This window comes from Endozoicomonas sp. GU-1, assembly GCF_027366395.1.
Classification (GTDB): domain Bacteria; phylum Pseudomonadota; class Gammaproteobacteria; order Pseudomonadales; family Endozoicomonadaceae; genus Endozoicomonas.
On sequence record NZ_CP114771.1, the window covers coordinates 1,333,248 to 1,352,136 of the forward strand.

Here is an 18,889-nt window from a genome sequence, read left to right on the forward strand (position 1 = left end):
GAGATGTACATATGAAGGCAAAAAAGGACACCCAACCATGAAGTGTTCCCTGCGTCCGCAGGGATGAACGGCAGAGACTTGATGCTACCCTGTCTATCCTCTGTGTTCCCTGCGTAAGCACTTATTTAAGGACGTCTTCAAAACCCATCATCTGTCTGCCACGCTTGCCCCTGTTTCAAAAACAGGAGCGAGCCGTGAATCAAAAACAACCTAACCGCCGCACTTCTGAACAGTGGCAAGGCCTCATCGATCAACAGCGGGAAAGCGGCGTCAGCCAGAAAGCTTTTTGCCATTCGCGCAATATCTGCCTGTCCACCTTCACATTGTGGAAGCGCAAACTAAGGCAGGCAACCGAAAGGCCTGATCAACCAGCGCAACCAGACTCTGACTGGTTCGAATTTAAAACAGCCAAAACATTTACAATAAGCAGATGAAACCATCATCTCCCCATCGGGTCTGAACAGTTGGTTAAAGTTTTTCAACGTTCAGGCTAAATAATGCAGTCGGTACTTGCATCGTCGTATTTCCCCCTAAACACTCCCGTTAATACAGACTCACCCCGGCAGCTTCTTAAAACAGCAGATATCAGTGAATGTCCGGACTTCAACAATACCCCTATTCACCACCGTCAAACACGACCGGTTCAGCTCGATCAGATCAGCTATTGCTCCGACTCATCCCGGAACAGCCTGGAGTCTTCAGACAGAGAAACACCGTCGTTAAACAGGAAGAAGTCAGGAAAACCGGCAACAACAGATAGAGACACCCGCTCTGGCGACAGCACCTGCACACTGAATAGCTGCGAGTCTGAGGCTGAAACCATCAGACCCCGGAACAGGCCAGTCAAAGAAAACACGGCGGATGCATCAATTGCACAAGCTGGCCTGGCTGTGGGTGAACAAGACAGCGTCAAGGCACCAATAGAAGCAGAAAACTCTTACTGGCATTCCACGGCGCAGTATATTCTGTCGGGCATAAAAAAACTCGCCAATGCCGTCCTGCTGACACCTTCAGAGGCCCTGGATCATATCAATCTTGATATGCCATGCTTCAGTGAAGAATATGAGGAGGATCAAGACATTGAGTTGCCCATAGATGTCGATGCCATCGACAGTGATCTGAACAGCAGGGGGCAACCCGTTAGCAAAGCGCAAGCCAATAGTGTTCAACCCGAAAAAGAGTGTTCCAGCACACCCTATGAGTCGGAAGAAAGCGACAGTAAAACGGCAGACACTTCCCACAAAAAAGATAGCGTCGTCCATAAGACACATCACAGATCAGCAGAACTGCAGGAAATCTACCAACAGTCACTGCCCGTCGTAAAACTCTCACCACACACCTATGGCAATCCCAGCAACATTGCCATTGATGGGGAAGATGACCAGCCTGAACTGATGATTGCTCTCTATCCACACGGCATCTTACAGGCCCTGCTTATTTTATTCCCTGAAACTGCCCTTGAGATTCTGAAAAGTCGGCTTGCGAAGCTGGGCAGCACCTCAATAGAGACCTTCGAACAACTCCAAAAATCCCGGATGCAAAACCGTACTGGATTCAGGGACACCCTGGCAACCAACCTGGCAATCCTGAGAGAAAATCTCAACGACCTTGAACGTGATCGGCACAATGTCAGGTGCCAGCTCGCGATGTTGAAGAATCTGAGAACATTTGAGCGTCAATACAATGTGTACTGCCTGGAAGCAAAAATGGATGCCGACTTCCTGGTACAAAAAGGAAGGCTGTCGTCAAAGCAGTTAGCCACCGCCATTGACAACGTCGAAGGTAATCAACTTAAAGACCCAAAACCCCTTAAGCCCACTACCTGGCTGAGACCGCTGGGCTACCAGTGCAAAGAGCGTGAAATCATCTTAAGGGGGGCTATGTGGAGTCTGGCAAACTATCATCTGGAAAAATCCGCTCAAACCGTTCTTAACGAGCTTATACAGCTCCCACCAGTCAAAGTACCCGTTTCCGGAACAGACACCTGCAAAAGGAGAACAGTTAATCACTACATCCGGAAACAACCTGAAACCATACTAAAAGTGTTGACTTATCTGGTTTGCCTGAACGTAAAACGGTATCGCGGCATAAGGCATATAAAGGCGGCTAAACTGGCCCTGGCGACTGATCAGCAAGGGTGCACAGCAGAGAGTGTTCAGGCTTTATTCAGTCGCCTGACCAGGCAGGATCTTATGCCAGAAATAGCAATGCAACTGGACAACGAGATCGGCTGGCTCCATGCCAAACGCCTTGAGCATGAGCTTAAATCACCTTCAGCTGAAGCCAGTCTGCCAAGCTTGATGGATCAACGACAACATATCCTTATTCTTCGATTACTGACCCCTGCAAAAAACCAGTCGCCCCCCGAAAAAAAAAAAAACAGCCCGCCTTGCCAATATCGAACAACAGGTTTCTGCCCGGTTAATTCACCATTTTCTGAGCACCCAATCACACCCAAACCAACCGGGCCTGTTTCCACAGTGTTTTTTTCTCAAGCCCCCCGCTGCGGATCGTATACGCTCCGTACTGGCACAAAACAGCAATACCCCCGAGCAGTCTTTTTACCTGGCCACATTACAATTCATTGATGCAATGAACCGCTCTGAACAGGATGACAACTACGACAGTTGCCTGCACTGGATGCAGTGCTACTACGATATGACCTATGCTCAACAGCAGCTTCTGATTCACCTGATCGACCAGGATGAGCCTGACGGCATACTGCCCTGTGAACATTTCGAGCAGAATATTGATGTGCTCTGGCAATTGGCAAAATCCAGAAAAAGCATTGGCCTGCGGCCACTGAACCCGGACTCCTATGCATACTATCTCAGCTACCTGAATTTTATCCGCAAGGAAGAAGAAAGCATTGAAGACAGCATTGCCGAGTTGTATCGCAAGCGGTATTTAAAATTACTGAATTATGACCCTTATCAAGAATTTAAAACGCTCTTTGGCGATGTATTTAACTGGGGGTCACAAGCCAGCAGGACCATCTGCCAGAAAGCCGGCGAACTGATGAAGGGATTAAACGCATCAGGGCTGCCCAATGCACTGGGCTTTCTTTATAAAGAAGGCAAAGGGCTGATATCGTCACTGTTCTCTGCCGACAATCCAATCCACTCCTTAATAACCGACACTCTGGGTACAATGTTGAAAGTAGCCCAACAAAACCCAAAGTTTTTTCGGGTAATGTGGGGTGATTTTGCACTCCTGATGCCTCAGCTGAAAAGCCTGCTTGGGCAGGACACATCGGTAACAGGCCTGCTTGAAAGCATTGAGATCTGCATGCGCGGTCATGCCCTGGCTTCACTGTTTTCCGGCGATAAACCACAGCCACTGGATGTTAACCCGCTGGAAAATCCGCAAATGGCTACGGTGATTAAACGGTTCCAGCTGCTCCGGGACATGATTACCGCGTTTCATACCGGACTGCCAGTGATCGAAATATTTTTAAGCAATAGTCTGGATACCCTGATCAATAAAGCTAAAAAAGTCGCACAGAATGTATTATCCACCTATCTTGCCAGACACTGTCTCAGCCAGATGAAGCCGGCGATTTTCCGCTTGCTGAATAACCTGCGCTGTGCCCGGGATTTAATGCCCAGCCTGACCCTGGGGCTGACCTCTGACTGCCTTGCCGCCATGGCTCCGGAGACAACCGTCAGACTGGCCCATCATATTGGCCGACGCACCAGTGTCGTTGGTAATGTTTTGGGTTTTGTGCTGGATCCGCTGGTTATGCGCTTTGATAAATACCAGGAGAAAATCAACAACGCCAAAGCCAACCCAGCCAGTATTGCAGCTCGCAGTGAGTTAGCAGCAGAGCGGAAAAAGGTGGCAGGCATTCTCGGCGTGTCGTCAGTGGTTACCACTGCCGCCATTTTGTTGGTTAATGTCTTTAACATTGTTCTTCTGTTGAGTAGCCCGTGGCTAACAACAGCCTGTATCGGGATCATTACCTTTTTTGGCAGCAGCTGCTTTGTCGCCCGACGCTATAACGGGTTGGATGAAGTCTGGACATCACTGTCTGAAACCATTTCAGAACAGATGAAACGAACCTTTGCCAAAGACAGCCCAAGGGCCATTGAGGCAAGACAGCAAGCCCACCAGATCAGTAAAGATACCCTGACCAAAATGTCAGAAGTCAGAGAACAGGTACTGAGTGGATGGCAGGACTGGCAACAAAACCAGCTTCTAATAGAATTAAGCAAGTATTGGCACCAGCTGCATTATAAAGAAGAGATGCTGCAACGTATCAAGTCAACGGTTCGGGAAAAGTGTCAGTCCGATGTTGCAAGAGACGCACAACACATCCTCCATTTTGTCCGGGCAAAAGCACTGGTGGAAAATGCGCTCAGGGACCCGGATGATATATCAGCCAATCCGGATCACCTTGCTGATTTCAACCAACAGTTAGCCCGTCTGTATTTCCCACCACTGGATGCAGCACTGTTTCCCTACCAGCTAATAAACCTTGAACAGGAAATCAATGCATTTTTAGAGCATTCCTGCGGGACTGACTGCCCCGGAGAAAATATCAAGGCAATTATGGATACCGTTGAAAACTATCATATTGATCTTCACAAAGGAGAGTACCTGTTTAAACTGTTGCATATGCGACAACTTAAGTCTTTATCACTGGGGGCAGACAAGGCTGACGATCAACCATTTCATCAGAAGCCGCACCACTGCAGCGAAACAACCATGGCGCACTTGCCAGATCAGCTGACAACAACAGTCATAATGGCAAAATCCCGGCAAAAGTGTGAACAGCAACAGTTAAAAAAGGAGGAACAGATCCGGGAAGCAAGAATGAAAATGGTCACCCGGCGGGCGTTACATGACTGCCTTAAAGGCGAAACAAACTATTCAGCCAGCAGCATCCCCGACTTGAGCCAAGACCCATTATTCAAAACTCATCTTGAGCTGCAAATCAGAGAACTGGAAAAAGCCAGCCTGCCCTGGTCAATTGACTATACACTGCCATCGGCTCGAACCAGCGACTCACCGCCTGCAGGATGCACTTATAAAGCCCTGGAAGCAGGCAAAGACCTCCTGACCTCATAAGCTGTCCGATACCCGCTGATTCAAACAGGCCGTTCTTTGTATCGGGCAATCTGGTTGACTATGTTGCGATGATTAAGGAATTGTCCCTGAATAACTTCCTCTTTTTCGCCACGGAGACACGGAGTCATTGAGGAAAAGATTTTTTCTTTTCTTCGTGCCTCAGTGACTCCGTGGCAAGTTTTTTTCTTTACTGGACAACATCGGATGTGGAAGTTATTTCAGGACAGTTCCTAAACGCTCACAGACGGAGGCTCTGCCTGGGCAGCCGCCTTGCGTTCAGCCGCTATGCATGCTGCCGCCGTAAAGACGACATCAGTAGAACTGTTCAACGCCGTTTCCAGAGAATCCTGAATCACGCCAATAATAAAACCGACAGCAACAACCTGCATGGCAATATCATTAGAGATACCAAACAGGCTACAGGCCAGCGGGATCAGCAATAAGGAACCACCGGCCACACCGGAAGCACCACAGGCAGAAACAGCAGCAACAACACTGAGCATCAAAGCGGTTGGCAGGTCAATGGAAATACCCAGTGTATGAACCGCTGCCAGCGTCATTACGGTGATGGTAATGGCGGCACCTGCCATATTGATGGTAGCCCCGAGGGGGATGGACACTGAGTAGGTATCTTCGTGGAGATCCAGGCTTTTACACAGCTGCATATTCACCGGAATATTGGCTGCCGAGCTGCGGGTAAAGAAGGCCGTCACACCGCTTTCCCGGATACAGCGCAGCACCAGGGGGAAAGGGTTCTGACGAATCTTCAGGTAAACGATCAATGGGTTAACGATAAACCCGATCATCAACATGCTGCTGATCAGAACCACCAGTAACTTGCTGTAACCGGCCAGCACCCCAAAACCGGTCTGGGCAATGGTATTGGCAACCAACCCGAAAATACCGATGGGAGCCAGCTGGATGACAAAGCGTACAATGGCAGAAACCGCCATGGACAGGTCATGCACCATAACCCGCGTAGACTCACTGCCATGACGCAATGCCAGGCCCAAACCGATGGCCCAGGCAAGAATACCAATGAAGTTGCCTGTCAGCAGAGCTTCAACAGGGTTCTGCACAACCTGAAACAGCAGTGTATGGAGAACCTCCATAATCCCTTCCGGAGGCAGGGCTCCCCCGCTATTGGTCACTAGCGTCAAGGTCACCGGGAAAAGAAAACTCATGGATACCGCAACAAAAGAAGCTGCCAAGGTACCAAGAATATAAAGAAAAACAATCGGCCGCATGTTCGTGTGCTGCCCCTGTTTCTGGTTGGCAATGGAAGAAGCCACCAGTACAAATACCAGCACAGGGGCTACCGCTTTCAAGGCCCCGACAAACAGGGAGCCCAGAAAAGAGATGGCCACCGCAGTTTCCGGCGAAACAACCGCCAGACCAGCACCCAGGGCAATACCGATAATAATCCTGAGAACCAGGCTGGTGTTAGCCATTCGGTCATATAATGATTGCGCTTGACTCATGATTTACCCGCTGTACTACGTTCAAGTTTTTATCAGTCAACAATTTATAACATCTGCCTCACGAAATTCCCGCGCAGTAAGAGTATTACCGGCCTGCGGGAATTACGTAAAAATAGTATCACAGTACTGAGGATAAACTTCAGATTTAATTTTTTGCATCAATTATATCAATCGCATCTATCCTGTTGCCTACCGAAACAGACACCAGAGCACGGAAATGAGACAGATTCTAGTCCCGAAAACCATCTTTGAGCTGCAACCCGTCAAGGACTGTCACGGAAAAAGCAAACTGGAAGAGAAACCAAAAGTCGTCTGGGACATAAGAAACGTCGTGGTGATACCACCAGCGGAGCTCCTGACTCCGCTATTTCGCGGCAAATATTGATAGTGCGCTGTTCCTGTAATCCCTCGACACTAAAATCCCTCTGAAAAACAACACGTCCTGCCCCATGGCTTAAACCAGCTGACTCAGCTGCTCTTTAACATTCTCTGCCGTCGGGCGCGTTTGCGGGTCTGCCCGGGTGCACTGGCCTATCAGACGAATCAGCGGTGCCAGCATATTCCGATCGTCTTCAGTCAACGAAATACTTATCGGAACGGACGGCATATTCAGTGCCAACAGGCTCTTGTTATTGGCCAGGAAGCCCGTAGTCCGGTCCACAGCCTGCTCCAATTTTGTACAATCGTACAACTCAGTGGTTTTCATATAGTCAAATAGTGATAGCTGCAAACCTTCATCCGCTTTAAACCACTCCCCTTCGCCAACAGTGGCATAAACGATAACCGCCAGCATTACACCAAAAGACCAGATATCGCCCTCCCGGGTAGCGGAGGTATATTGCCAGGGGGCAAACGGTTGCTCAGGGTTGGCAAAAACGCCGGGAAAGCGCAGCTCTGGCGGTTGCCAGGCATTGTTGTAAAAAATAAACCGTTTTCTGCCCAGCGTGTCCGGCCCCGGTGCCACATCCACCCGACTGAAACGCTCCGGCAGGCCCGGACCCAGCCAGCCTGAAAACTCCCGAAGCCCTTCCAGACGGATATCACCGTGGGCCACTCCCCGTTCGTGCAGGTTTGCCAGGGTATCCACTACCTGGCTCAGACCATGGATAACATCACCGAGAACAGCGCCTTTCGACAAACATTGCTCAATGTAGGACTCTGCCAGACTTTCCAGCAGTGGCCACGGCCCGGTTACCGAGGAAGCAATCCCGGCGTCAGCCAGCCTGGGCAACCCCTTTATTCCCCATCCATAAATATGATGTTGCCGGGCGGTGGTGGAGACCATCTCCAGCAATTGATGGATTAACTCATCCAGCCTTTCTGCCTCCGGGGCAGACGGAAAAGAAAGGCTCCGCCGATGGGGCTTGCCAGCGTCATTAAGCAGTTTAACGTTCTGGTCATTGAGCAGCATTAACGTCCCCACTGGCTGGCCTTCGCCATCCGCCCCCTTGACCGATACCTGCCCCGCCCGGGCAAACCAGGAATATCGTTGTGGCTCCATGGTGATGGCCCTGCCAAAACTGCTGATATTCAGGGAGTTCAGCAGCGTAACCTGCCAGCGCTCGTCGGAATCCATATCATTCCTGCTCGCTTTCCTGAAAACCCCGTAGGTTTCCCACTCAGGTCTCTGTTCAAGCAGTTTGATAATCAAATTATCGACACGGTGGACAATACGATATTTGAATGCACTGCCAACTTCACCCTTTTCATCCAACACGACCGCAGGAAATTGCAGCGCAGAAGCATTCTCAACAACTGGCAGGGACATCAATAAACTCCTTTATGGCATTTTTATTGTCAGGCAGTTAAAGATAGCTCAATCTGATATAAACAGTGATGTCATGGTTAAGAAGCTGTGGTGATCAGAATTGCCTCATGGCTTTAGACCGACAAGGAAACCTCATCAATTAAATGAGTTATGAAGTTCATCACTCATACCTGTTTTGGAGGTGTAGACAGGCTTTAATACCATTTTGGCGACCCCTGATTTCATGGGTACAAAAGTATTTAAATTATTTCTCTGGAGGCGAACGGTATCCAGCATGTCGTCTGCATTCATCCTGTCCAGGGCATGATAAAAATCGGCACTTTCGGTTGAAGAGCGGTTACTGAGAATACCAAGTGCATTCTGGATATGGCCTATTTCAGGATGGAAGGCACCGGCGAGTTGCAATCCAATCTTTACAATCCTGCTGAGGATTTTGCCAATAAGTCTAAAGGGTATTTCTGAGTCATTTTCCATCAGAGTCAGTTGAACAGAGTCTGCATCCAACCAGATGATCAGCTCAGTATTGCCCTCATTAACACCTTTTTTTTTCGCCCAGGGAATTTCAATCGTATCTTCACGAATCGGTTGGTCGCTATTGTAGTAAGTGAGGTGCATATAGATTTCAGGCGTGCTGAAAAAATGCTTGACGACTTTTTTCAGGTCCAGTTCCAAGAGAAAGGCACGCTCAGGCAGGCGTTTTCGTAGTATCGGTCTTGGGGTCAACGATGGGTTTTGTATGAATAACTGGAGTACTGAGTCGGGCAGGGCGATGAACCAGCAGGATGATATCTTTGTCCAGATCATCGACGTTCTTCACAGTGAAATCGCAGTGTTTATCCTGGCAGGATGAAGAACTGGCAATTTCCACTTTGCGGGGCTGACCCTGCTCCTTTGGTAACAGGAAGCCAATGTAGGGGCTGTCGGTTTCTTTGACTTTGCGATAACGAAGCTTCATTAGAGAGCCTTTGCTTCGTTTACCAAAGTGAAAACAGTCCGCGACTCTCTCCAGCTCTTCAATTTGCTCGGTAAAGTCATCCAGAACGGTTTCAGGTATTTCTGGATAATGTTCTCGAACGGTTCCAGGCAGGCTCCGCAGGGTAAGATCACCCACTTCATCTAACTGCGAGGGATTAGTGGCCAGTTTGCGAATCTGATCCAGGTGCTCCGACGGCTTCAGGGTTTCGATAAAGCTCTTTTTCAACTCCATGAAGGCTTGTTCCTTTTTTTCAAAACTCATGGCTGCAATACCCGAGCATTCTTCGGCAAATGCAGAGGGAAGAGTGAAACACAAAAGTAAGGTAACGGTCAGGGGAATACACGCTTTCATAATGAACCTGAAGAGCAAATAAGAAACAAACGTGCAGATTACTGAAGGAGAAAATAAGTAATATATTTATGTAGATGAGGCTGCCTAATCTGTCAACGCCCGCTGTGAAATATAGCCCGAATATTTTATAAACATAATGTCGTTCAATACGATCAACAACAACAACCACATACCTATTTTTATTCAGATAATTTTATCTACAGTGCCAATGTCGTAAGATAAAACGTTCAAATCATCCTTCCCTACCAGTAGCGACAAAAGACCATTTGGCCTCAATGGGCTGCAAGCAATCAGGAAGACCGCGACATGGCAGCAAAACCCAGTGCCCAACCTTCAAACTTCCAGTTTCTGGCAGAGCATGACTCCCTTTTTCTGGAGCTGGCAGCGGCAGCCGAGCGCTCTTTCTCAAGCGACCCCAACACCACGTTGATCAAACTGCGCCAGCTGGGCGAAGCACTGGCCCAGCATATTGCTTCGCTTTGTGGCATCAAGTCAGAAGGAGCCCCTGAGCCAGAACGATCTGCTCTATCGCCTCAACCGGGAGCTTAACCTCGACCTGAAAGTACGGGAGATGTTTCATATTCTCCGCAAGGAAGGCAACAAGGCCACGCATCAGTTCCACACCAGCCACCGGGAAGCGATCAGTGGCTTGCGGGTAGCCCGTGAGCTGACAGTCTGGTTTCATCGCTCCCTGACTAAAAACGCCAACTTTAATCCTGGCCCTTTCCTGCCGCCGCCCGATCCCAGTAAGCAACTGCGTGAGCTGCACGAACAGATTGAAAAGCTGAAAGCCGATCTCAGCACGGCAAATATTGAGCTGGAGTCCAGCCAGCAATACCAAGAGCTGGAGCAGAAAGAGAAGGCGGAATACCAGGCACTGGCCTTTGAGATGGACCAGGAAGCCCGGCAACTTCAGGAGCAGATCAAACAACACGACCAGGCTCTGGAAGATCTGCGTAAATCCTACGAAGCAAAACTGGCCGAGGCGGATGCCAGGGTCAAAGCCTTAACAGAAAAGGAACGAACCAGCGAACGGCAGAGTATTGCCTACCAGACAACCACCGCTGGTCAGCAGGTCACTCTTGATGAAGAGATGACCCGAATCCTCATCGACAACATGCTCACCGAAGCGGGTTGGGCGACTGATACCCAGGAACTCACCTGGAAGAAAGGCGCACGACCTGAACGAAACAAATACAAAGCCATCGCTGAATGGCCAACGGTCAAAGAGAGTGGCAAAGAGGCTGGGCTGATTACGTTTTATTCCATGGTTTAACGCCCATTGCCGTGGTTGAAGCGAAACGTGAGAACGTCAATGTCTCCGGTAAAATTCCTCAGGCAGAAGGCTACAGTCGTGGTTTTCAGATCGAGCCGCCCCTGAAAGCAGCCTTTGAACTCGCGGGTCGAAGTGAACCCTGGTCCGATGGTATGGGCGGGCACTACATGGTGCCATTCGTCTACTCCTGCAATGGTCGCCCCTACGTTCCCCAGATAAAAGAACAGTCCGGCATCTGGTTCCGTGATGTTCGTATGCCAGGCAATATCAAGCGTGCACTGCCTCAGTTCCACACGCCAAAAGGGTTGAAGGATCTTCTGGATCGAAGCCGTGAAGATGCAGAAAAAGTGCTGCAAAGTGAAAGCTACCATTACCTGAACCTGCGGGATTACCAGCAAAAGGCCATTGCAGCGGTTGAAAATACCTTGTCCAAAGAGATTCGCACCGCAATGCTGGCCATGGCCACCGGCACGGGTAAAACCCGCACGGTTCTTGGCCTTATGTACCGTTTCCTCAAATCGGAGCGTTTCAAGCGCATTCTCTTTCTGGTAGACAGAACCGCCCTTGGCAAGCAGGCCAACGATACCTTTATGGAAGCCAGGCTGGAGCAGAACCAGTCGCTCACCCAGATCTACAAAGTGCTGGAGATGAAGGACATTCAGGTTGAAGACGAAACCCGCGTCCAGACCGCCACCGTACAGGCCATGGTGCAGCGCATCTTTGCCTCCGATAATCCGCCGCCAATCGACCAGTACGATTGCATCATTATTGATGAAGCACACCGGGGTTATACCCTCGACCAGGAAATGACCGAAGGAGAGATGACCACCAGAGATGCCGCCCAGTATCTTTCCAGTTACCGCCGGGTACTGGACTATTTTGACGCGGTCAAAATCGGTCTGACGGCCACCCCGGCAGCCCATACCAAGGATATTTTCGGTCCGCCCGTGTACACCTACTCCTACCGGGAAGCGGTCGCCGACGACTGGCTGATTGATTACGAGCCGCCCATTCGTTACATCACCAAACTGGCTCAGGAAGGTATCCGCTTTAATGAGGGAGAAACGGTCTCTGTCATCAATACCCAAACGGGTGAAGTTGCACAGGAAGACCTGAAGGATGAGCTGAATTTCGAAATCGAAGCCTTTAACCGGCGAGTCATCAACGAGAGCTTTAACCGGGTAATCTGCGATGAACTGGTAACAGAGCTGGACCCTCTCGGTGAAGAGAAGACCATGATCTTCTGCGCCACCGACAAACACGCCGATATGGTTAAGCGGCTGCTTGACGAGGCCTTTGCAAGAGAACTGGGCACCACCTACAACGAAGCGGCAGTGACCAAAATCACTGGCGAAAGTACCAATCCGTTAGAGCTGATCAAACAGTTCAAAAACGAACGCTACCCCAATATCGCCATCACTGTAGACCTGCTGACCACCGGCATCGATGTACCAGAAATCTGTAACCTGGTATTTATGCGCCGGGTGAAGTCCCGCATTCTGTTTGAACAGATGATTGGCCGCGCTACCCGGCGCTGCGATGAGATCGGTAAAACAGTATTCCGCATTTATGATCCCGTAGATATCTTCGCCGCCTTTGATCGGGAGAATAAAAATGCCAACAGCATGAAGCCGCTGGTCAAAGACCCCAATATCACCCTTGAGCAGCAGCAATTCCCGATGAATCCTGAAGCCCTACTGCCGCATGACGTACAGAGGTGACGATAAAATCTCTCCCGCACAATTTATCGACTAAAATTGGTCTTTACTAAATCATCTTCGTCGGATCAATTATGGGTACTGCCATACAGAAAAAAGTCAGGCAATTCAGTGCTACTTATCTTATAAAAACCGTTTCTGAATGCTTTGAAAAAATACCTGATCACCGTCCCAATAAGTGCATCATTCCATTTGCCAATTTTCCGAAATCTGCTTTTGCCATGATGCATCAAAAGTGTGATTCGCTGTTAGCATTCGATGAGGAAAGACTCGACGAAGTATGCTGCCATAATCTCGAAAAACTTTATCATATTAAAGATGGCATTGTACCTTCTGATACAAGAATGAGAGAAGTTGTTGACCCTTTAGATCCTGCCGAGCATAAGACACCCTTCAAGAAACTGCTCAATATTGTTCAGCGTAATGGCGCCCTGAAAGGTTTCGAATTTAAATGCGGCAAGCTAAAAGACCATTATCTCCTTCCTGTTGATGGCACCGGTCTTTTTTATTCAGGAACCTGTCGTTGTGATGACTGTTGCATCATGAATGAAGGTAAAAAGAATGAAGCTTATTATCACAATATTTTGGGTGGATGTATTGTCCACCCAAAGCAGAAAACTGTGCTTCCTTTAGCACCAGAAGCCATTTGCAAACAAGATGGCACGAAAAAAAATGATTGTGAAAAAGCTGCTATCCGACGTTTTCTGGCCCAGGTAAAACACGACCATCCGCAAATAAAGCTGGTCATTCTACTTGACGGCTTAGAGACTGTTGTAAAAGTTACTGACCATTAACTCAGGATAAAAAACTCAACGTCGTCTATAACTACAGTATCTGATTAGTTTAAGGAGGATAATTATGTATCCATCCGACCTGACCAATGACGAGTGGGCAATCCTCAAGCCTCTATTCCCTGACCCTGGCTATGATACTCCAAAAAATGGGCGACCACGCGACTGGAGTTATCGTCTGATATTGAATGCCATATTCTATCTCACTAAAACAGGCTGTCAGTGGCGAATGCTGCCTTCTGACTTTCCACCATGGAGTACTGTCTACACCTATTTTCGAATCTGGAAACAAGATGGCACATGGAAGAAGGTGCATGATGCTCTTCGTGACCAGGTGCGAATTCAGGCGGGCAAAGAGCCACAACCAACAGCAGCAAGCATTGACTCCCAATCCGTGAAAACCTCGGTAAAAGGGGGGGATCGAGGCTATGATGGCGGGAAGAAAATAAAAGGCAGAAAACGTCATATAGCTGTTGATACTCTTGGCCTGATTCTGGTGGTATGGGTACACGCAGCCGCATTTAGTGATAGTTTTGCAGGTCAATTCATACTGGCTCACCTTAAGAAATACTTTAAAAACATCCGGAAAGTCTGGGCTGATTGTGGCTACCGGGGTTACCTTGAAGAGTGGTTTTATCGCTTCAAACCCAAAAGGGAACTTGAAATCACAAAACGCCCACGGGGAAAGTTTGTCGTTCAAGCCAGGCGCTGGGTTGTGGAGAGAACCTTTGGCTGGTTTGAAGGATCCAGACGTTTATCTAAAGACTATGAACAGCTGCCAAGGAGTTCAGAAGCCTTCGTTTATATATGCATGATTCGCATAATGCTACGAAGGTTTAAGTAGTTTTAAAACAGCCTCTTATACGCTGATAACCCCACCATTGCTCTGATCAAGAAGTATGGCTGGCACTATATTATCGTCGCAAAAGATGGTAACCATGAGTCGCTTATTGAGGTCATGAATGAGCTTTATGATCAGGGCGAAGTTGAGCACCATACCATCGTTGATAAAGAGAAAAATACAACTCATCGATTTCGCTATGCAAACAATGTGACCCTGAATCTTCAGGATGATGCAGAGCAGGTTAATGTCCTGGATTATATTGAAATTGATAAAGCAGGTAATTCGCATGTTTGGTGCTGGGTAACGGATATTGAATTAACCAAAAAGACAGTTGAATCTGTCATGAGAGGAGGTCGTTGTAGATGGCATATTGAGAACCAAACATTTAACACCCTGAAAAACCAAGGCTATCAACTTGAGCACAGCTATGGTCATGGCGAATCTCACCTGGCTACGAATTTCGCCTACCTTTCATTCCTGGCTTTTCTTGTGGATCAAATCCAGGAATTGGCTTGTCCACGATTTCAAAAAGCATTAAATAAACCAGCGAAGCCAACACGAAAACGACTATGGAAAAAAATAACCAGCTTATTTCTTACCTTGATGATTGATAGTTGGGATGCTTTGTTTAAAGCAATTGCCCATGGATCCAAAGCCCAGAAACTAGAATTTGATACTTCATAACATCAGAAGATAGCCAGGGTTTTTCAGGGTTAGAAATAGAGGTTTTTCTCCAGCTAAAGTCGCTGAAGATTATCTTTTTTTGTGAATATTATGAGTCAGTCTATGCACCTGCTATAGATATTGTCGTGTAATCGTCGGGAGTGGCTGCCGCAACGGACCGAGAAAAACACACTGCTTTAGTGGATGCAGTAACTCACGGCTTACGAGCTATGGATTTTTTATCAAGAACAAGACTTGAGCTAAACAAAGAGGGGACATTTCAATATTTGGTAAACGTGGCTTCACAACTTACAACCTTCGGGCCTGAGCATGTACCATCACCAGATAAGGGCGAAATAGCATGCAATGCAGCTAACATAAGAGATGCCAAAAGATATGCGCCAATGAGGAAATTCATTGTTGATCAGTACCATAAAAGCTCGTACCAATCAGTTGCCGAAGCTGCGAAAGTATTAGCAGAACCACTTCGTGATTTTTGCAAAAAAAAGGAAGATATTGGTTATTTATCACCATCCCGCGACAAACGAACAATTGCAGGCTGGCTAAATTCGCATATAAAAAATTGCCCAACATGCCTCGCACAATAAGCTGATATCGCGTCTGCATAAGCAGACGCAGGACGTTTGCATCCAAATTATGCAGACGCCTAGAAGTGACCTTCCTCAGAATAAAAATACCCTTTAACGTCATATCCATTAAGCAAGTTAAACCAAAGACCACCCTGCTTATTGGAGAACAACATGGATGCTGATCTACCTACCACTTACCCTAGTAAAGCTGTAGCCAACCAATCGGAGAATGAAATCAAATCATTCCACCTAGATGATCTGCTACTTCCAACACAAACAGCTCAAATCCTCCACGTAACCACTGGCACCTTGTCAGTCTGGCGATCAACAGGAAGATACCCACTAAAATTCGTAAAAGTAGGCCGCTGGGTACGATACCGCTACGGGGATATTTTGGAATTCATTGATCTTAGAACAAAGACGCACGTCGCTTAAGTAATCGGCCGTGAAAAAATTACTTGCAATGGATTATGAAATGACTCGAAAAGTTACAACCAATGCATTCATGCCATGTGAGATTGCCCAGCAGTCATCTCATGCCATGGAAAGCAATGGCTACCCTCTTAAGGGCATGCCTATTTACGATGGTGAAATACATCGATTCCATGTCAAGGGAGATAAGAAAGGTACCCTCAATGGGTGGTACGTTCTTTTTTAGCCCCCATTCCTGCCGCAGTCTATGGGAGCTGGAAGACTAATGAAAAATTCAATTGGTACGCTGTACAAAAAAATCAACTGACAGAAGCAGAGCAAGGTGAATATCAATATCTGCTGGAATCTGTCAGACAACAGCAAAAGGAAAAGCGCCACCAGGAACAGCAATGTGTAGCAGATGAGTCCACTGCATTTTTTCTGCAATTACCACATGATGTTCAGCACATGCCCTATATGGTCCGGAAAGAGGTCAATGGTTACGGTCTAGGGCGGTCAAATCAGCTTATTGTTGTTCCGATACGTGATATTGATGGCAATATCACGAGTCTACAATTCATTAGCCCAAACGGCTCTAAATGGTTTCAACGGGGAGGACGCGTTTCAGGATGCTTTCATCTCATCGGAGTAATTGCTGACATCTTATATATCTGCGAAGGGTATGCAACTGGAGCAACAATTCATCAGGAAACCGGTCTGCCTGTCGCCGTGGCATTCTTTGCCGACAATCTGAAACCTGTTGCCATTGCTATCAGAAAACAATACCCAAACCTGCATATCATCATTGCTGCTGACAATGATCGATTTACTCCTGGAAACCCTGGTATATCAAAAGGAAGAGAAGCCGCTAATTCGACGGGGGCAAGCCTTGTGTATCCAGTATTTCCCAAAGGCCAAGCAGGTACCGACTTCAATGATCTAGCGCTTCTTGAAAGGACTTAATGAATGGATAACTCGGCACAAACAAAACTACTTAAAGAACAGTTGACGGACACCTCTGCTGGACGCAGCGCAACCATTTCTGAGCAAATAGTCGAACTCGCCACTGCAAGCTGTGAGCTATTTACTGATCTCGATGGAAAGCCTTTTGCCTCTTTTCACGGTAACAGTGGTGAACAGCAAACTTATGCCATCTACAGCAAAACATTCAAGTTAACCCTCGGTTTCTGGTATTACCAGGCAACCAAAAAGACAGCTAAGCAGGAGCACCTGAAAGATGCACTGGAAGCTCTGGCGTCTACCGCCAGATATGCCGGTACAACACAGCCTGTATACACCAGAGTAGCTCATCATGAAGGGGCTATTTATGTCGATTTAAGTAATGATCAATGGCAAGTCATAAAGGTCGATGCTACTGGATGGATAGTGCTGGATATAAGTCCAGTCAAGTTTATTCGTACAGATGCCATGCGTTCACTGCCGGTACCCACGACGGGTGGTGACATCAATAACCTCTGGTCCTTTGTGAACGTCCCAGAAAAAGACCGCTTACTGGTTCTGGCCTGGATGGTCGAAGCACTTCGGCCTGAAACACAAAAGCCAATTCTGGAAATACTTGGCTCGCACGGAACCGGAAAAAGTCATACATCATCCATTATCCGATCTTTAATTGACCCCAATAAAGCCCTGCTCCGGGCACTGCCCAAGTCAATCGATGATTTGTATGTTACTGCTGCGGCTAACTGGGTGCTAACCAGTGAAAACGTTAGCCACTTGCCTGAACGTTATCAAGATGCCATGTGCCAAATCAGTACAGGCACTGGCTACGCCAAACGCGAGCTGTACTCTGATGGCAATGAAGTAACTTTTGAAGTAAAGCGCCCACAAATCGTAAATGGTATTACGCCACTTGCCACCAGGCAGGATATGGCAGATAGAACCGTCAGTATTACGTTACCTCTGATCCCCCGAGACCAGCGTCAAAATGATAAAGGTATAAAAGCTGACTTTAAGAAAGCATACCCAGAACTGTTTGGAGCCTTGCTGGAAATCCTGGCTAAATCACTTGACATATTGTCTGAGATTCAGCTTGAACAGCTTCCACGTTTAGCAGATTTCGGCATTCTGGGTGAAGCTGTCGGGAGGGTAATGGGAACCCCTGGCGTATTTAACGATCTGTTTTTTGAAAACCAAAAAGAGCTGGCACTTAATGCACTGGATAGCTGCCCGGCAGCAATGGCTTTGATTGCACTCTGTAACCAGTCAACTAATACGATAGTGTTCACCGGTACGGTTGGGCAGCTATTCAATACCGTTGAGTCCTATAAGGGCAATGACTTTGAAGGCTGGCCTAAGTCACCGAAGGGGTTTAGTAATGCCATTAAACGACAATCCGCTGCTCTGGCAATGATAGGTATTTCTTTCACTTTTCATAAACGTGGAAATAGTGGAATCCCAGTCACTGTAACAAAACAGATAACGCAACCTGATTCACTAAGTACACATCATACACAACAAATCTCTACCGACAGTGAACATAGTGAACCTCGTGAACTTGAATCAACAGCTGTAAGCGACAATGACGACCTCACGGAGATGGTCATATGAACATTGCACAGTTTAATAACGAATTAAGGCAGTCTGGTTTGAACCTATGTGTTTTGGGGTCTGACCAGCTAAAGCTGGTCGGCCCAAGGTCAAAAATGACAACTCGTATTGTGGAAGCCATCCGCATACATAAAGCAGGGTTGATTTCTTATTTAAGCAATAATCAGCGGGAAGCATTGCATGATGTAACTGACAATAATGCATCAGTTGCCAATCCTCCCAAGATGACCGCTTATAGACCAATGGCACTGACTTAAGGCCTCAGCCCTTGATAATTCAAGGCTTACTCGGAAAGAAGCGACTATAAAAAGTCACAAACCTAAATAGTGCCTGTCAGAAAACCCATGAATAATCCGACTCAACAGGCACTTACAAAATTTTT

The 18,889-nt window shown here is 47.6% G+C and carries 18 protein-coding genes; 14 read left to right on the forward strand and 4 right to left on the reverse strand.

Features of this window, described 5'->3' with window-relative positions:
* Nucleotides 1-194: 194 nt before the first annotated feature.
* The 3 genes from tnpA (at nt 195) to O3276_RS05455 (ending at nt 5,070) form a co-directional block, all read left to right on the forward strand.
* Entirely contained in the window at nt 195-434 is a 240-nt protein-coding gene (gene tnpA / locus O3276_RS05445; protein WP_269674728.1) for an IS66 family insertion sequence element accessory protein TnpA, read from the forward strand.
* A gap of 63 nt (nt 435-497) precedes the next feature.
* Nucleotides 498-2,588: a hypothetical protein gene (locus O3276_RS05450; protein WP_269674729.1), complete on the forward strand. Its 2,091-nt coding sequence runs from the start codon at nt 498-500 to the stop codon at nt 2,586-2,588.
* Between the two features lie 4 nt (nt 2,589-2,592).
* Nucleotides 2,593-5,070 (forward strand): hypothetical protein, encoded by a 2,478-nt coding sequence (locus O3276_RS05455; RefSeq protein WP_269674730.1) that lies wholly within the window; start codon nt 2,593-2,595, stop codon nt 5,068-5,070.
* Between the two features lie 230 nt (nt 5,071-5,300).
* On the opposite strand, the gene sstT is transcribed toward O3276_RS05455, so the two are convergent.
* The 4 genes from sstT to O3276_RS05475 all read right to left on the reverse strand — a co-directional run bounded on the left by sstT (nt 5,301) and on the right by O3276_RS05475 (nt 9,556).
* Nucleotides 5,301-6,551 carry a serine/threonine transporter SstT gene (sstT, locus tag O3276_RS05460; protein WP_269674731.1) on the reverse strand — a complete coding sequence of 417 codons (1,251 nt, stop codon included), beginning with the start codon at nt 6,549-6,551 and terminating at the stop codon, nt 5,301-5,303.
* 454 nt (nt 6,552-7,005) lie between these two features.
* Nucleotides 7,006-8,319: a protein kinase family protein gene (locus O3276_RS05465; protein WP_269674732.1), complete on the reverse strand. Its 1,314-nt coding sequence runs from the start codon at nt 8,317-8,319 to the stop codon at nt 7,006-7,008.
* A 135-nt stretch (nt 8,320-8,454) separates the two neighbouring features.
* Nucleotides 8,455-8,991, reverse strand: a complete 537-nt coding sequence (locus O3276_RS05470) for a hypothetical protein (protein WP_269674733.1) — start codon at nt 8,989-8,991, stop codon at nt 8,455-8,457.
* Nucleotides 8,992-9,004: 13 nt separating this feature from the next.
* Nucleotides 9,005-9,556, reverse strand: coding sequence for a hypothetical protein (locus tag O3276_RS05475; protein WP_269674734.1), 552 nt, complete (start codon nt 9,554-9,556; stop codon nt 9,005-9,007).
* Nucleotides 9,557-9,952: 396 nt separating this feature from the next.
* On the opposite strand from O3276_RS05475, the gene O3276_RS05480 reads away from it, so the two are divergent.
* The 11 genes from O3276_RS05480 to O3276_RS05530 all read left to right on the forward strand — a co-directional run bounded on the left by O3276_RS05480 (nt 9,953) and on the right by O3276_RS05530 (nt 18,764).
* Nucleotides 9,953-10,195, forward strand: coding sequence for a hypothetical protein (locus tag O3276_RS05480; RefSeq protein WP_269674735.1), 243 nt, complete (start codon nt 9,953-9,955; stop codon nt 10,193-10,195).
* Entirely contained in the window at nt 10,128-10,922 is a 795-nt protein-coding gene (locus O3276_RS05485; protein WP_269674736.1) for a hypothetical protein, read from the forward strand. The genes O3276_RS05480 and O3276_RS05485 overlap by 68 nt, the downstream gene beginning before the upstream one ends.
* Nucleotides 10,859-12,643, forward strand: a complete 1,785-nt coding sequence (gene hsdR / locus O3276_RS05490; protein ID WP_269674737.1) for a type I restriction-modification system endonuclease — start codon at nt 10,859-10,861, stop codon at nt 12,641-12,643. The genes O3276_RS05485 and hsdR overlap by 64 nt, the downstream gene beginning before the upstream one ends.
* A 71-nt stretch (nt 12,644-12,714) precedes the next feature.
* On the forward strand, nt 12,715-13,434 hold the full coding sequence (locus O3276_RS05495; RefSeq protein WP_269674738.1) for a hypothetical protein: 720 nt from the start codon (nt 12,715-12,717) through the stop codon (nt 13,432-13,434).
* Nucleotides 13,435-13,498: 64 nt separating this feature from the next.
* Entirely contained in the window at nt 13,499-14,275 is a 777-nt protein-coding gene (locus O3276_RS05500) for an IS5 family transposase (protein ID WP_269671653.1), read from the forward strand.
* 114 nt (nt 14,276-14,389) lie between these two features.
* Entirely contained in the window at nt 14,390-14,959 is a 570-nt protein-coding gene (locus tag O3276_RS05505; protein ID WP_269674739.1) for a hypothetical protein, read from the forward strand.
* A 140-nt stretch (nt 14,960-15,099) separates the two neighbouring features.
* On the forward strand, nt 15,100-15,546 hold the full coding sequence (locus O3276_RS05510; protein ID WP_269674740.1) for a hypothetical protein: 447 nt from the start codon (nt 15,100-15,102) through the stop codon (nt 15,544-15,546).
* A 457-nt stretch (nt 15,547-16,003) separates the two neighbouring features.
* On the forward strand, nt 16,004-16,186 hold the full coding sequence (locus O3276_RS05515; protein WP_269674741.1) for a hypothetical protein: 183 nt from the start codon (nt 16,004-16,006) through the stop codon (nt 16,184-16,186).
* Complete coding sequence (locus O3276_RS05520) at nt 16,168-16,902, forward strand: toprim domain-containing protein (protein ID WP_269674742.1); 735 nt, start codon at nt 16,168-16,170, stop codon at nt 16,900-16,902. Before O3276_RS05515 ends, O3276_RS05520 begins: the two co-directional genes overlap by 19 nt.
* A gap of 3 nt (nt 16,903-16,905) precedes the next feature.
* The gene (locus O3276_RS05525) at nt 16,906-18,507 is read left to right on the forward strand and encodes an AICE element replication initiation protein (RefSeq protein WP_269674743.1); all 1,602 of its coding nucleotides are present in this window, start codon (nt 16,906-16,908) and stop codon (nt 18,505-18,507) included.
* Nucleotides 18,504-18,764, forward strand: coding sequence for a hypothetical protein (locus tag O3276_RS05530; protein WP_269674744.1), 261 nt, complete (start codon nt 18,504-18,506; stop codon nt 18,762-18,764). Before O3276_RS05525 ends, O3276_RS05530 begins: the two co-directional genes overlap by 4 nt.
* The last annotated feature ends 125 nt before the right edge of the window (nt 18,765-18,889 follow it).